This window comes from uncultured Methanobrevibacter sp., assembly GCF_947169325.1.
In the GTDB taxonomy this organism is placed as follows: Archaea; Methanobacteriota; Methanobacteria; order Methanobacteriales; family Methanobacteriaceae; genus Methanocatella.
In genome coordinates this window covers 1-14,192 of sequence record NZ_CAMVPN010000019.1, presented here as the reverse complement: position 1 = coordinate 14,192, position 14,192 = coordinate 1, and the positions used below count along the sequence as shown (strand labels likewise).

At 35.6% G+C, this 14,192-nt stretch carries 17 protein-coding genes, 2 tRNA genes and 1 pseudogene; 8 read left to right on the top strand and 12 right to left on the bottom strand.

Annotated features, from left to right (window positions below; genetic code table 11):
* Positions 1-59 precede the first annotated feature (59 nt).
* Positions 60-437: a MarR family transcriptional regulator gene (locus tag Q0W26_RS04500; protein ID WP_298522861.1), complete on the bottom strand. Its 378-nt coding sequence runs from the start codon at positions 435-437 to the stop codon at positions 60-62.
* A gap of 168 nt (positions 438-605) precedes the next feature.
* Here Q0W26_RS04500 and Q0W26_RS04495 point away from each other — a divergent pair, with 168 nt between their 5' ends.
* Complete coding sequence (locus Q0W26_RS04495) at positions 606-1,106, top strand: hypothetical protein (RefSeq protein WP_298522858.1); 501 nt, start codon at positions 606-608, stop codon at positions 1,104-1,106.
* A gap of 381 nt (positions 1,107-1,487) precedes the next feature.
* Here the strand turns inward: Q0W26_RS04495 and Q0W26_RS04490 are convergent, their stop codons facing one another.
* Positions 1,488-2,495 (bottom strand): lipopolysaccharide assembly protein LapB, encoded by a 1,008-nt coding sequence (locus Q0W26_RS04490; protein ID WP_298522856.1) that lies wholly within the window; start codon positions 2,493-2,495, stop codon positions 1,488-1,490.
* 230 nt (positions 2,496-2,725) lie between these two features.
* On the opposite strand from Q0W26_RS04490, the gene feoB reads away from it, so the two are divergent.
* The 3 genes from feoB to Q0W26_RS04475 all read left to right on the top strand — a co-directional run bounded on the left by feoB (position 2,726) and on the right by Q0W26_RS04475 (position 5,360).
* Positions 2,726-4,744, top strand: a complete 2,019-nt coding sequence (gene feoB, locus Q0W26_RS04485) for a ferrous iron transport protein B (RefSeq protein WP_298522854.1) — start codon at positions 2,726-2,728, stop codon at positions 4,742-4,744.
* A 135-nt stretch (positions 4,745-4,879) separates the two neighbouring features.
* Positions 4,880-5,107, top strand: a complete 228-nt coding sequence (locus Q0W26_RS04480; protein ID WP_292827637.1) for a FeoA family protein — start codon at positions 4,880-4,882, stop codon at positions 5,105-5,107.
* 52 nt (positions 5,108-5,159) lie between these two features.
* Positions 5,160-5,360, top strand: coding sequence for a hypothetical protein (locus tag Q0W26_RS04475; protein ID WP_298522852.1), 201 nt, complete (start codon positions 5,160-5,162; stop codon positions 5,358-5,360).
* Here the strand turns inward: Q0W26_RS04475 and Q0W26_RS04470 are convergent.
* From Q0W26_RS04470 to Q0W26_RS04440, 7 genes are all read right to left on the bottom strand, one after another.
* Complete coding sequence (locus Q0W26_RS04470) at positions 5,357-6,196, bottom strand: energy-coupling factor ABC transporter ATP-binding protein (protein ID WP_298522849.1); 840 nt, start codon at positions 6,194-6,196, stop codon at positions 5,357-5,359. The genes Q0W26_RS04475 and Q0W26_RS04470 overlap by 4 nt on opposite strands.
* Positions 6,197-6,204: 8 nt before the next feature.
* Complete coding sequence (cbiQ, locus tag Q0W26_RS04465) at positions 6,205-7,035, bottom strand: cobalt ECF transporter T component CbiQ (RefSeq protein WP_298522845.1); 831 nt, start codon at positions 7,033-7,035, stop codon at positions 6,205-6,207.
* 111 nt (positions 7,036-7,146) lie between these two features.
* Positions 7,147-7,452 (bottom strand): PDGLE domain-containing protein, encoded by a 306-nt coding sequence (locus Q0W26_RS04460; protein WP_298522843.1) that lies wholly within the window; start codon positions 7,450-7,452, stop codon positions 7,147-7,149.
* Between the two features lies 1 nt (position 7,453).
* The gene (gene cbiM / locus Q0W26_RS04455; protein WP_298522840.1) at positions 7,454-8,092 is read right to left on the bottom strand and encodes a cobalt transporter CbiM; all 639 of its coding nucleotides are present in this window, start codon (positions 8,090-8,092) and stop codon (positions 7,454-7,456) included.
* A gap of 258 nt (positions 8,093-8,350) precedes the next feature.
* Positions 8,351-9,631, bottom strand: a complete 1,281-nt coding sequence (locus tag Q0W26_RS04450) for an oligosaccharide repeat unit polymerase family protein (protein WP_298522838.1) — start codon at positions 9,629-9,631, stop codon at positions 8,351-8,353.
* Positions 9,632-9,643: 12 nt separating this feature from the next.
* Positions 9,644-10,366, bottom strand: coding sequence for an adhesin (locus Q0W26_RS04445; RefSeq protein WP_298522835.1), 723 nt, complete (start codon positions 10,364-10,366; stop codon positions 9,644-9,646).
* A 59-nt stretch (positions 10,367-10,425) separates the two neighbouring features.
* A complete protein-coding gene (locus Q0W26_RS04440; RefSeq protein ID WP_298522832.1) occupies positions 10,426-10,593 on the bottom strand; it encodes a 4Fe-4S binding protein in 168 nt (55 codons plus the stop codon).
* Positions 10,594-10,758: 165 nt separating this feature from the next.
* Between Q0W26_RS04440 and Q0W26_RS04435 the strand changes: the two genes are divergently transcribed.
* The 4 genes from Q0W26_RS04435 (at position 10,759) to Q0W26_RS04420 (ending at position 12,805) form a co-directional block, all read left to right on the top strand.
* Positions 10,759-10,841 (top strand) — tRNA-Leu (locus tag Q0W26_RS04435).
* Between the two features lie 27 nt (positions 10,842-10,868).
* Positions 10,869-10,941, top strand: a tRNA-Thr gene (locus tag Q0W26_RS04430).
* Between the two features lie 104 nt (positions 10,942-11,045).
* A complete protein-coding gene (locus Q0W26_RS04425) occupies positions 11,046-11,912 on the top strand; it encodes a hypothetical protein (protein ID WP_298522831.1) in 867 nt (288 codons plus the stop codon).
* A gap of 8 nt (positions 11,913-11,920) precedes the next feature.
* The gene (locus tag Q0W26_RS04420; protein ID WP_298522828.1) at positions 11,921-12,805 is read left to right on the top strand and encodes a phosphate uptake regulator PhoU; all 885 of its coding nucleotides are present in this window, start codon (positions 11,921-11,923) and stop codon (positions 12,803-12,805) included.
* 38 nt (positions 12,806-12,843) lie between these two features.
* Here the strand turns inward: Q0W26_RS04420 and Q0W26_RS04415 are convergent, their stop codons facing one another.
* From Q0W26_RS04415 to Q0W26_RS04405, 3 genes and pseudogenes are all read right to left on the bottom strand, one after another.
* A complete protein-coding gene (locus Q0W26_RS04415; RefSeq protein WP_298522825.1) occupies positions 12,844-13,686 on the bottom strand; it encodes a fumarate hydratase in 843 nt (280 codons plus the stop codon).
* A gap of 50 nt (positions 13,687-13,736) precedes the next feature.
* Positions 13,737-13,976 (bottom strand): 4Fe-4S binding protein, encoded by a 240-nt coding sequence (locus Q0W26_RS04410; protein WP_298522821.1) that lies wholly within the window; start codon positions 13,974-13,976, stop codon positions 13,737-13,739.
* A 9-nt stretch (positions 13,977-13,985) separates the two neighbouring features.
* Positions 13,986-14,192 (bottom strand): annotated as a pseudogene (locus tag Q0W26_RS04405) (ferredoxin); the annotation flags it as partial.

The following is a 14,192-nucleotide window of genomic DNA, read 5'->3' as shown; positions in this document are numbered from 1 at the left end:
CACTATGAATACGGTGATGACTATGGCATTGACGATTATCTTGAAGTTGAAGGATATGGCTAGAAATGGGTTCTGTTGAACTCAAGGGATTTTAAGCATAGTTTTGACAGCAGTTCAAGCAGCTCGTCACGGGAGATGTCAAGTTCTTCACAGATCATATCGTCCCATTCTTTTTCCTTTTTTATTAAAAATTCAGAAGTTTCAATTCCCTTTTCAGTCAATGTGATTTTGTATGCCCTTTTGTTGTCCTCGTCAACTTCCCTTATGATTAATCCCTTTTCTTCAAAATCCTTGAATGCTCTTGAAACTCCACTTCTGTCCATCAGGCATGCTTTGGCAATATCTGACTGGTTTGTACCCATTTCATAATACAGGAACAGCAACATGTAATATTGGCTTGGCAGGATGTCTGTTTCCTTTTTAATGTGTTTATTCATGTAAAAATCATGAGTTTTAATCAATGAAATTAAATGGTTTACTAAAAAAGGGGAATCTTTAATTATATCGTCATATTCAATCATAAGAATCAATTAATTATATATGAAAATTAATATTTAAATATAGGTTGTAACAAATTATCCACATTAAACCTTAGGTGAAAAATCATGAACAGAAAAATCATCATCATTCTGGCTATTATTGGGCTTTGCTTTATACTGTTTGCAGGCCATGCATTTGCAAAGGAAAACGTTAAAGTGAAAATATCTACCGACAAATGGTTTGACGGCAAAGGAGTGATTCTAATCAAGCTTGTCGACAGCAAGGGCAGAGAAATATCAAGCAACGGAAAAATCAAATATACCATCACTGATTCCAACGGCAATTATGAATGGAAATCCAAATCCTACGGCAAGGGTCTTCGCGTGAAATATGATGTGGGAAGCTATAATGTCAAAGTAAAATTCTATGGGGACAGCCATTACAAGTCCGCTTCCAAATCCAAGGACGTTACTCTAAGAAGCGTCAGTTCGGGCTTTGATGCATATAATTATTATGATAATCATAACTGGGGTTTGAACCAGCAAATCGATGATTATATTGAGTATAATTACTGGGATGAGGAAATCTATGATGATGCCTCAAATTACGATGGCGAAGGATATTGAGAAATTTTTTAAAAAGAGAGAGTTTTGGTGTTTATGTTTTGGAGAGTTATAAACACCAATGTTTTGTTTTATGGAAATTTTGGCAGATAATTTCCCGATATTAAATTAGAAAATTGTGAAAAGCTAATTTAATATTCTATATGTTTTTTGGAGATTGTATTATTATCGACTGATAATATATGTTTTGTCAAGTGAATATTTAGGCGTACCTAAATATGTGTCACTTGTTATTGATGTTGGTTGTCATAGTATATAAATGTTTCTAAATTTTTAGGCATGCCTAAATTTTTAGTCAGAAACATCCGGTCTAAAAATAACTAGTTATATAACTATTGTTATTTTTTGATATATAAATCTTTTGAATTCATTTAAAAATCAGGGTTAATGATAACCCAAAAATCTCAATATGAGATATAAAACTAGAATGGCTGCCAGTATTATAAGTGATGTTCTTGTTGAAAAGAATCTGGTTTTTCTGAATTCCTTGTCTTCTACTTCGCCTTTTTTCATAATCCTTTCCTTTTCAAAGGAACATTTCTGATAGATCGCTTCGATGTCATTCGGAAGCCTGCCATGTTCATTAAGCATGCTGATGGTTTTGTTCAGATATTTGATGGCTTCCTGGTCATCTCCCAGATTGACGCAGCAGAATGCCGCCTTGTAGTTGAAATTGGTAATCAGTTCTAAATCATCTTCAATCTTGCCTTCATAATGGATGCAGTTTTTGTAGTTTTTCAATGCTTCCTTGTATTGTTTGAGTTCAAATAATGCGTCGCCTTTGGCATTGAATCCGATAATGGTGTCCTCATTTTGAATGGATCTTTCAAGATATTCGAGCGCTTCTCGGTTTTTCCCAGTCTTTTGAAGCATCTGTCCCTTATACAAATCCAGCTTTTCATTGCTTCCGTACTGGTTTTCGTATTTGTTGAGTTCGCCCAGCGCATCATCATGTCTTTTGGCTTTAATCAAAAGCTCGATTTTACCAATCAAAACTTCCTTTTTGCTGATACGTGGCTTTTCAACTCTTGAATATGATTTGTATTTCTCAAGTGCCTTGTCCATGTAGTCAATTGCCTCATCGACATGGCCTTTGTTGAATCTGGATAGTGCAAGGTCACATATTGCATTTATTGATCTTGGCTGTTTTTCAAGGTATTCGTTGAAGTATTTTTCACCGTAATCGTTATTGTCATGTGTTTCATCGTAGTATTGGTAATAGAGTCCTTTCTCTTCAATTGCAGGTATGTAGTCTGCATCTATTAACAAATCAAGAATTGCAAGATAGTCTTCAACGTCATCCTTTCCATGCCTTTTACGGGCTAGCTGCAATGCCTCTTTGCAATTTTCATCTGCAATGTACTGTTTTGCACTTTCAATGGCTTCACTCATTATATCGACCTAATTTATTATATGGTGGTTTAATACTATAAATAAATTTTGAATTTATTTGGTATACCTAAATATTTAAATAGCATTAAATCCAATTTAATATTATGTTTAGGTTAACCTAATTTTTAGGGATTTATAGACTTAGACTAAAAATTTTTTTTAGTATATCGAGTTGTATTTTGATAAAATATGATTCAGTAATTTAAAATAAAAAATGGGAGAAATGGTTAATGACAAAATTAATTGTAGGATTAGCAGGAAACCCTAATGTAGGGAAAACTACTGTATTCAATCAATTAACTGGTATGCGCCAACATGTCGGAAACTGGCCTGGAAAAACTGTTGAAAGAGCAGAAGGTAGTTTTACCCACGGCAGTTATGAATATGAGGTTGTTGATTTGCCGGGTAATTATGCATTAAGCGCTCACTCCATGGAGGAGATCGTTTCAAGGGATTTCATTGTGGATGATGACTCTGATGTAATTATTAATGTAGTTGATGCTGCTAATTTGGAACGTAATTTATATTTAACAGTTCAAATGATGGAACTTGGAGCCAACATGGTGATGGCTCTTAACATGAACGATTTTGCAAAGAAAAGGGATCATATCATTGACATTGGTTTGATGAGCGAACTTTTAGGATTCCCTGTTGTTGAAATAAATGCAAAAAATAAAGACGGTTTCGAAGAATTATTAACAACCGTTGAAAAGCAGTCCAAAAGTCCAATCGACTCCAGTGAAAAGTTATCCTATGGAAATGACATCAAAGGTCATTTGATGGATTTGCAAGCTATTATTGAACAGGATAAAAGTCTATTGGATGTTCCGTCAGTATGGACCGCAATAAAATTATTAGAAAAAGACACTATTGTTATTGAAAAAGTTCAAGGATCTTCAAAAAGTTCCCAAATATTTGCTGAAGTGGATAAAGTGAGTACGCACCTTCGTGATGTGTATAATGAAGGTCCCGAAGAAGTTATTGCAAATGCAAGGTATGCATTCATTGACGGTTTGATGGCTGAAGCAGTCAAAAGACCTGCTGTTGAAAAAGAAACAACAACAGATAAAATTGATAAGATTGTTACAAACAGGATTTTAGCCCCATTCATATTTATCATTATCATGTGGGCAATGTTCCAATTGACATTTACAATCGGTGCTCCTTTCCAGGACATGATTGATGAAGCATTTGGTGCGTTAGGAGGATTAGTAGCAAGTTACCTCGGTGAGGGTCTTCTTTCATCATTCATCTGTGATGGAATCATCGGAGGTGTAGGTGGTGTTCTTACTTTCTTGCCAATCATTATTCTGATGTTTTTATTCTTGAGCATATTGGAAGACTGTGGTTATCTGGCAAGGGCTGCATTCACATTGGATATTGTAATGCACAAAATTGTGGGTCTTCACGGTAAGGCTTTCATTCCTATGATTTTAGGATTTGGTTGTGGTGTGCCTGCTATTATGGCAACAAGAACCATGGAAAACGAAGGGGACCGTATGCTTGCGATGATGCTTGTTCCTTTCATGTCATGTACTGCCAGATTACCGATTTACGGTATTTTTATTGCAGCATTTTTCGCTGAAAACCAAGGTAACATGTTGCTTGCAATTTACTTGTTGGGTATCGTTGTGGCACTTATTGTTGCAGCAATCCTCAAAAGGACTATGTTTAAAGGATTATCCACACCGTTTGTTATGGAATTGCCGACATATAAGGTACCATCTATAAAAGGTGTACTCTTACACACCTGGGAAAAGGTAAAAGGATTCTTAAGAAAAGCAGGTACTTTAATCCTTGCTTGTTCTATAGTATTGTGGATTTTACAGAATGTCTTCCCATGGGGAGGAACAGATCCTCAAATGAGCCTTTTAGGTGTGATTGGTAGTGTTATCGCTCCAATATTTGCTCCATTAGGATTTGGAACCTGGCAAGCTGCAGTGGCTATTATTGCTGGATTGGCTGCTAAGGAAGTTGTAGTTGCAACCTTCGGTACTTTAGCAGGTATGGAAGAGGATGATGAAGAAGGAATTACAAGTTTGGTGCATGACACATTCACTCCATTGTCTGCATTCTCATTCATGGCGTTTACCTTATTGTACACTCCATGTTTTGCAGCTATCGGTGCAATCAAACAGGAAACCAACAGTTACAGATGGGCATTAACAATGTGTGCCATTACTTTAGTAACTGCATATATCGTTTCATTCCTTATTTTCCAAATCGGAGGATTAGCAGGATTTGGATAAGTGAAATCGGATGTTTCTGATTTTCACTTTTTTTTAAATTTTTAGTCATAACTAAATATTTATATACTTGTTGTAACATAATATAATACAATGAATTTTTAGTATGCCTAAAAATTATTTGATTATGGTGATAATATGAAAACCTTAAAAGATACAAAACCAGGTGAAACAGTAACTTTGGTGAAATACCATGATACTGGTGACGTGGATTTAAGAAGACACTTGTTAGGTATGGGTTTTGTAAAAGGAGCTAAAATTACTGTAAAAAAAGTTGCTACTTTAGGAGATCCTATTGAAATGAGTGTAAAAGGGTATGATGTTTGTCTTCGTAAAGAAGAAGCTGAAAACATTGAAGTGGAATAACTTCAATCTTTTCATTTATTTTTTTTAAACTAATTTTATTAACGGTGTTATTATGAAATGTCGTATGTGTGGTTTCGAATTTGATGAAACTACAATAGAAAATCGTGGATGTTCCAGCTGCGGCAAACTTGGCTGCAATAGCATACATTGCCCAAACTGCGGCTTTGCCAACTCTCCGGAACTTGACGACGAATTTGAGTTCATTGTGAAACTCAAGGATAAACTTAAAAATAGAAGAAAAGCTACAAATTAATTTTTTGTCGCTTTCAATATTTCTTCAACCACTTCATCAATGTTTAATTTTTCAGTATCCACATCCAATCCGTTTTCTTTTAATTTATAAAGTATTTCGGTTGCAACCGGTGCTTTCAAGTGTGCTTTTTTTAACAGTTCCTTATCGGAAAATATCTGATGCTTGTCTCCTTCGGCGATTATTTCACCATTGTAGAGGACAAAGATCTTGTCTGCAAATTCATTCACCATCTCTATGTCGTGGGAAGAGATGACTATGCTCATTCCATCTTTGTTGAGTTCGTTTAAGATATCCAATACCTTATCGACACCTTCAGGGTCAAGACCTGCAGTAGGCTCATCAAGAATCATTATTTCAGGCCTCATTGCAACAATTCCTGCAATGGCGACTCTTTTCTGCTGGCCTCCGCTTAGGTGGTGTGGGGTTTTATCTTCAAAGCCTCTCATGCCGACCATTTCCAGTGATTCTGCGATTCTTTTTTCAACTTCTTCATATTCAAGTCCCAGGTTCATAGGTCCGAATGCGACATCTTCCTTAACTGTAGGTGCAAAGAGCTGATCATTGGGATCCTGGAATACTATTCCAACCTTTTGCCTTACCTTAAGCAGTTCTTCTCTTTCGAAAACTATCTTTTCACCGTCAATTTCAACATGGCCTGAAGTAGGTTCTGTTAAACCGTTGAAATGGGAAAACAAAGTGGATTTGCCGGCTCCGTTAGGTCCCATAATGGCTATTTTTTCTCCTTTTTTAATTTGAATATTTACATTTCTTAAAGCCTTTGTTCCATCTGAATATGTAAAAGATAAGTTTTTTGTCTCTAAATGAATGTCTGTCATTTTAACACCTAATTAATTGAAAAGTTTTGGCCAAAGTAACCCAGTTGTCCTGAGTATTTGAATACAATTATTTCCAAGATTATTATGATAACTATGATTGAGATTATGTAAATGTAGTCGCTTTTTTCAGGTGATTTTTTTTCATTGAACATTTCAGAGGTATCTGAAAATCCTCTGCTTACCATACTTTTGTGAACCCTTTCTCCCTGTTCATAAGCCTTTAAAAACATCATTCCTATAGTATATCCCACCTGCTTTACTGTCCATTTGTAAGACACCTTTTTGGAATGGATGTCGAAATTTCTTGATTTCTGGCTTTTCCTGATTGCTGCAAGCTCATCAACAAACAAAAATAAAAATCTTACCATAATTGACAATATCATGGCCAAATCCCTTGGCATCTTTAATTTTCTAAAAGAACTTGCCATTTCCTGAAGGGGTGTTGTTGAGGAATATATGATGATTGTAGTCAATGACACAATCAATCGAACTAACAAAAGTATTGCCCAATTCAGTCCAAAGTCAGTTATATGTAACCATGAATAGCTCCAGATGATGTTTCCTGGCTGGATGAAAGGTTGAAATATTATGATTGCTCCACCAAAGGGAAGTAACATTAACAAACGTTTAAATGAATCGACATATGATAATTTTGCTATTTTTAATATAATCAATAGCATTATCTCTAAAACTATGGGTATGAAAAGTTCTTTTGACACAACACATACAATAATGATAAGTAAAGTGGAAATTAACTTAATTCGCCCTTCCAAATTATGTATTGGGCTGTCTTTTGATGCCAAATCATCAAATCTTATTATCTGTGTTATATCTGCCATGTTGATTCACTAATATAATATTAAAAAGTAGTAATATATTATTATTCGCTTATGTTAATTTTAATCATTTTCAATTATTTTTTAAAAAAAAAGTTGTAGAAATTAAAAAATTTAATTTCTACGCCTTACTATTGCTGCAACGCCGTATCCTAATAATAATGTTATGATAGCACCGAGTACCAGCGCCACTATCTGTAATGCCTGGTTATCAGGATCATTTGCGAATGCATAATCTGGGAAGATTGCTTCTGGAATTCCGCTGATTTCTTCAACAGCGAAATCTTCTGCAAGACCTGAATCTTCTGCAGATTTTTCAAGACCGTCAGGATCACCTGATGCAATATATGGTGAAAGACAGCATATTACAATACAAATGACAACTGCTACTACAATTAAATAGGTATCTTTTTTATCCATATTATGCATCTCCTTCGCTTTTGTTCCATGCGAGTAGGTCTGGTCTGAATTTGTCTAAGGCTACAAGAACAATGACAGTCAATACTGCTTCAATTATTCCAATAAAGAAGTGGTATAATACCATTGATGGGATACCCACGCTTACTGGGAATGTTCCTGCGATAGCCATTTCAATAGCACATGCTAAAGCAGCAAGCACAGTAGCCAACCATGCACCAATACCGGCTGCAGCATATTTTCCAATCATGTTTTTAAGTGCTTTAAAGGTGTATAATCCTACGAATCCTCCTATGATTGCCATATTCAATACGTTTGCTCCGAGAGCGGTGATACCACCATCTCCAAAGATTAATGCCTGGATTAATAATACTACTGTAAATACTAAAACGGCAGCTTCAGGAGCGAGGAATACGATGGCTACAAGAGCTCCTCCAACCATGTGTCCACTTGTACCGAATGGAATCGGCATGTTCATGGACATGATTGCAAAGATACCTGCAGCGAGTACGGCTAAAAGAGGTATACGTTTTTCGTCTAGGTTAGATCTTGCCCATTTTACAGAGAAGTACAATGCAACGATTAAAATTACATAGTATATGAGGCACTGTGAAATAGGTATAAATCCGTCAGGTATATGCAATTAAATTCCTCCATTTCTCTAAAAGTAATACTTTTTTTATTTCCATTTATAAATTAGTATTACTTTCAAGTATTATTTTCGTTTATTTTTAATAATATCAAGTTATCTGGGAGTTTTATTAAATATACTTGTTAATAAATCCTATATATTTCTTGACAATTATTTATATAATTATATTTGAATATATAAATGTTATTAAAGTAATACAAATTAGTATTATTTTTGCATTTGAGTAATACAAAATGTTAAAAAAAGCATTCAATTTCTTGATTTTACAAGGCATGTTAAATAGATTATAATTGCTACTGCAAAGTAAAGCAAAACCTGAATGTCCAAAATTCCGGTTTCTATGCCTAAAATTGTGTATGTTAAAATCAGGGAGTAAATTCCAATATAGAAAAAGTCTTTGGTCATCTGCATTATTTTAAAACCGATGCCTAAGATAAAACCCAAAATGCACATTTCAACCGCTACGCCAAATTTGCCGAAATCAACCACCATCTGTCCAAGCAGTGTCGGGGTGACTGTCACTTCGGTTCTCCATGCAATCAGTTTTCCAACCATCATTCTAGGCCCCAAATCGCTTCCGGGAATTGCACTGGCCAGGAGCTTTCCATGTGTGAGTCCAAAGTTGCCCCCTATGAAGTCAAGAAGATCAAGAACATGCAGGGTAAAGTCCGCTCTTGACTGCAGTGTATAGAAAGGATTTGTTGATGAAGTAATTGTCATCTCTCCAAGTGACCTGTAATAGCCGATTCCGATGATTGCACCTACACCAATCGCAGCACCTATTACGACTTCCCAAAGTGAAACGATATTTCCATAGAAACCTATGATAATTATGATGAGAAATGCCGCAAGCAGGGGGGTCCTGTAGCCTAAAAGCAATAATATTCCACAGTCGATTGCAAGCAAAACCAGAAATCTGAATCTTGCCTGTGAACGGGCGATTTCGCCGTCCTTGAAATCCTTCAGATATGCACTTGCAACCATGCATGTTCCAGGAATTATCAAAAACACAGGCATTGTAAATATTGGCTTTAAAAGGTATCTGATGGATGGTTTTAAAAGAGGTATTCCTCCAACAGTTGCTATGCTTACAAAGAAGAATACGATGCTTATCAGTATAATGCAAAATCCAATTGAATAAATGTCCTTTCGTTCAAATCTGATGATTGCGTTGGCTTTGCCATTCAAAAAGAGTCTTGGAAGGACAGTGCATCCGATGAAAAATGCAATAAATCCTATTGCAAGTGTCATTGTCAAACTGAGAGTCAGCGAATTCAGAGACAACAGTAGAAACATTGAAAAAAGGAATATTACAATCAGTGGATTGAAGATATGGTTTTTTAAAATGTCATTCTTATTCAAAAATCCCAAAAAATTTTCACTCGGATATAATTTTTTAAAATAGCTGTTAACCCATTGGCTTTCGATAAATCCTAAAATGGTAAAAATGCTTGTAAATAAGAAGGATTTGTGAAATTCGTCGCTGATTTTATTAATCAGTGAAGTCAAGGTGGAATAAATCACGCTCATGGGACACACAACTTAAAATTGCCTAATGTTTGTAACTTCATAGTTATTTTTTATATTATCTACGCCGCTTTGGCTGCAATTGTAAATTCTAAGCGTTATTTCATCAGTTACTCCATTGATGCTGCCTAAAATTGAATTTCCGTCTTTTAGATTTTTGTCGGTTGCTTTTGAAAGAACAATTTGGTTTGACAATTCGTTTGTGCTTTTGATGGAAATCCTTTTATTGTCTGATAGAATCCTGTTTTCTATTTCCTGGATTTTTGTGGAATCAAGGGAATCGAAAGTTATTCCAGTTGAAATCTCATAATTGCTGTTTGACAAATTCCTGTTCAAATCGTTTAATGAAGTAATGTTCATTGGTTTTATTTTAAATTCATATAAGTTTGGATAAACGCTTCCGTCAGTTTCAATTGAGATTGTTTTGAGGTAGATGTCTGCAAATGGGGTATTTTTATATAAACCGCATAGATAAGTTCCGTTTGATGTTTCAACCAAAACCCTGACGGAAGATCCCTCATCAACCCATTTCACTGTACCGTTGATTGTCACTTCCTCACCGGTACTGGAATTGAAACCTTCGACTGTAGCCTTGATGACATGTCCGTCTTTATAATAGTTCAAATATGTTTCAGGAAGCTTGTTTAATGTGGATGAATCAAAAGCAGTTTTTTGTATATTGGATGAGTCATCACTGGTAATGTGTATAAATGCAAATGCTACAGCACCTATTACCAAAATAATTATTAAATAGTCAATTAGTGTAAATCGTTTTTTCATAGTAATCTTGATTGTATTCAGTCTTCATAAATGGCGCCCACTGGGCATACGTCAACACATTCCCCACAGTTATCGCATTTGTTGGGGTCGATAATTATTGTATAAGCTCTTCTGGTTATGGCCTCTTCCATGCACACGTCAATACAATCTTCACAAACTCCGCATTCTTCCATATCTACTTGCATTTGATACACCATCTAATTTAATTTATAGAATATTAATATTTTTAATATTAAATATTTATATAGTTTGTCAAATAATATAATAATATAGTTTTTGGACATATTTGCCTGAAAGTATATGAAAATGATAACATTTATATACTATTGTGTCAAATATTACTATTGTATGCAAGGGTGCCCGAGCGGCCAAAGGGGGAGGACTTAAGATCCTCTGGTATAGGCCTTCGAGGGTTCGAATCCCTTCCCTTGCACTATTTTATAATTTTTTTCCCGATTTTGCTTTAGTGGCTCAGGTGGTAGAGCGCTACCTTGGTAAGGTAGAAGTCGGGGGTTCGAATCCCCCCTAAAGCTCTTAGACTATTTTTAACTGTTATTTTTTTTTGTTTTGTTAATGTTTAAATATATTAAAAATTATAACTTAATAAAAAATATGAATTGTTTTTAAGGTGAAAATCATGAATTATAAAAAGCTAGTACTTGTCGGTTTCATATCTGCATTTGTTGCAATATTAACATCAGTTTTAGGTGTTGCAGGTACCGTTATAGGTTCAGTTATTTCTTCTGTTCTCTATAATATGCTTTCAGAAGCATTAGAAAATCCTGTATCCAAAGCAACTTTCAGCCATGATTTTGAATGGGAAATTGCATATGTATTTCCGTTGGTTGTAATAGCTTTAATTCAATTGCTTTTAATCTTTGCACTGTTTTCAGAATCAGGGTTCCTGCCACAGGAATTTATCAATGTGTATCTGTTGATTCAGGATTTTGCAAACAACAATCTGTATAGGATTTTAGGAATTGCTGTGCTGATTATCAGTGTTTATCCGTTGATTCTAAAACCTGAATTTGTCAAAAAGGAACATGGCGTATTGCTGATATTTGTCGGACTTATCTTTTTGGCAAGAGGTTTTGTAGACCTTGGAAACACTATCACAGACCTTTATGATGGGGTATTCATACATTTTGATTTGCCGATAGCTATCATAGCATTCCTGATACTTTCATTTGTCATTATCAGAATTTTGATGTCTGCATATAGCTCTGAAAGCGAAAGCAGAAAAAAGGTTAAATCTTTCAATCCCGATGAGGTTAGAAAAGTCAGGCAGCCTAGAATGCATGAAGATTTTCACAATGACGAAGGGCATAAGGTCATTAAGGTTAAAAAGCCTAAAAGGCAGACCAAACCAACAATGCCTAGAAAGGAAACCAATGTGAAATTCAGGCATGACATTGACGGGGAAAATGATTCTGCAAAAATAAATGCCTCTTCAGGCCAAATTCACTTTGAGTCCAATGATTTGCTGGACGAGTACAGGAAATAGTTGATAACATGAGCAAGAAGGATAAAACTTTAAGGGATATTTTGGACTGCATACTATATGAAAATCCCTCCACTCAGGATGAAATCGCTGAAAAGTTAGGGATATCCCGCAGATATGTCACTCAGCTATTGCAGCCTTTGGTAAAGGAAGGAACTGTTAAAAGAGCTTATATCATTGATTTGAAAAGTTATGAGGAATTCACTGAATCGCTGACAGGATATTCACTTCCAAAAAACAGCACAGGCAATGTTCTGTTAAATGACATGCTCGTCAATATGGCAAAACATGTTCATTCCCAGCTTGAAACCTCATTCAATGCAGTATTGGAATATGATGAGGACATGGCAAACAAGGCATTGGAAATGGATTATGCCACCAACAACATGGTTGAAAAAATCAGAACATCAGTTGAAACCATTTTAAGCATCAACCAACGTTCCGAATTTTCAAAATCAGTTCTTTACAATGAAATTGCTTATGATCTTGAGCGTATTGGCGATTATTGTGGACATATTGCAAAATTCGTAATCAATGACATCTATGAAATTGATGAGAATGTATTGAAAAAACTGAAGAAGATGTACAAGACCGCTCAAAACATGATTGGACTGTCCATGAAAGCATTTGTTGAAGGTGGAACCGAACTTAAGGATGATTTGATGGAATTGGAGGATTCAATTCATATTCTACAGGCCAAATCCATTAATCTGATTGCGACACAGATGGCTGAAAATTCATTCGATGAAAAAGAGCGTTCAAACTATTTCATTTATTTGTTCAGGGTTATCAAGGCATTCGAAAGAATTGGAGATATTTCCGTTGAGATGATGGATGTTGCCGTTGAGTTCCATGATAATATTCCAAGACCAACTACTCCACGGTCTTTCAGATAATTATTTTTAAAAAAAGAGGATAATTGATTGAAATTCAATCAGTTATCATATATTCTTGTTGTAGCATGCCTGTCCGCCCAGCATTGGATGCAAACGCCGATAGGAAGGCCTGCAGTATGGGTATGTGCCTTCAGGATTTTAACGTCCAGAGTTGTGGTCTTTCCCCCCAATCCCATAGGGCCGATTCCGGACGCATTGATTTCTTCTAAAATTTCCTCTTCCAGTTTTGCAATTTGGGGGTCAGGATTTCTCTCACCTATTTTTCCAAGCAATGCTTTTTTACCAAGTTTTAAGCATAAATCGGAGGTTCCACCAATTCCAACACCGACAACGGTTGGGGGACATGGTTTTCCTTTGGCTTTAAGGACAGATTCAACGACAAATTCCTTTATGCCTTCAATTCCTTCAGCAGGAAGCGCCATTTTTAATGCGTTATTGTTTTCTGAACCAAATCCTTTAGGTAGAATTGTAATTTCAAGATAATCTTCATCAATCAGTTCAATATCGATTGGAGGAATATAATCTCCCACATTAACGTTGGTATTTTCACGTGTTAGGGGGTCTACGATATTTGGTCTAATCGGAATGTCTGTAGTGGCTTTTTTTATCCCTTCTTCGATTCCACCGCGCAAGTCTTCAACTTCAACATTACCTAACTTGACAAAAACAACTGGCAGACCTGTATCTTGGCACATCGGAATACCTTTCTCTTCAGCAAGTTCAATATTCTTTAAGATAGCTTCAATATTTAACCTTGCAAGGTCATGGTCTTCTATTTTAAGAGCATCTTCAAGTGATTTCCTTACATCTTCACCAAGAACGATGGCGGCCTGTTTGTAAAGTTCATAAACAGTATCTCTAATAATATCTTTAGTAATCAAAATAAAAACCCTGTAAAATTAATTAATCTTATTTTTGGATTTTAAGATATTTAAATCTTAATTACCTTGATTGGGCAAACATCCATACATTCTCTGCATTGTGTGCATTTGTCTTTATTCAATGTTATGGCTCCGCCCAATACCTCAAAGGCATTCTCTTTACATGCAATTAAACATGGGGCATCTGATGGTTGGCAGTGCATACAAAATAAAAGAGGAGTGTCAACATCTGGTGTTTGTTGACAGCTTCCACAGGTTGTACAATCCGTACAGTTTCCTATATTATACATAATTCTTTTTTATTCATCTAAAACAAGTCTTGCTCTTGCCTGACTTGTAATAACATGGACAAATCCGCCTTTACTGTCAGGTTCGTATAATCCTGCCATTTTTGCAAGATATTTTTCCTGATTTTTAGCACGGATCTTTTCAGGGTCTGCAACGCTAATCGCTCTTTTGGTACAGGCTTTAATACATGCAGGTCCTTCTTCTCTGTCAGCACAGAG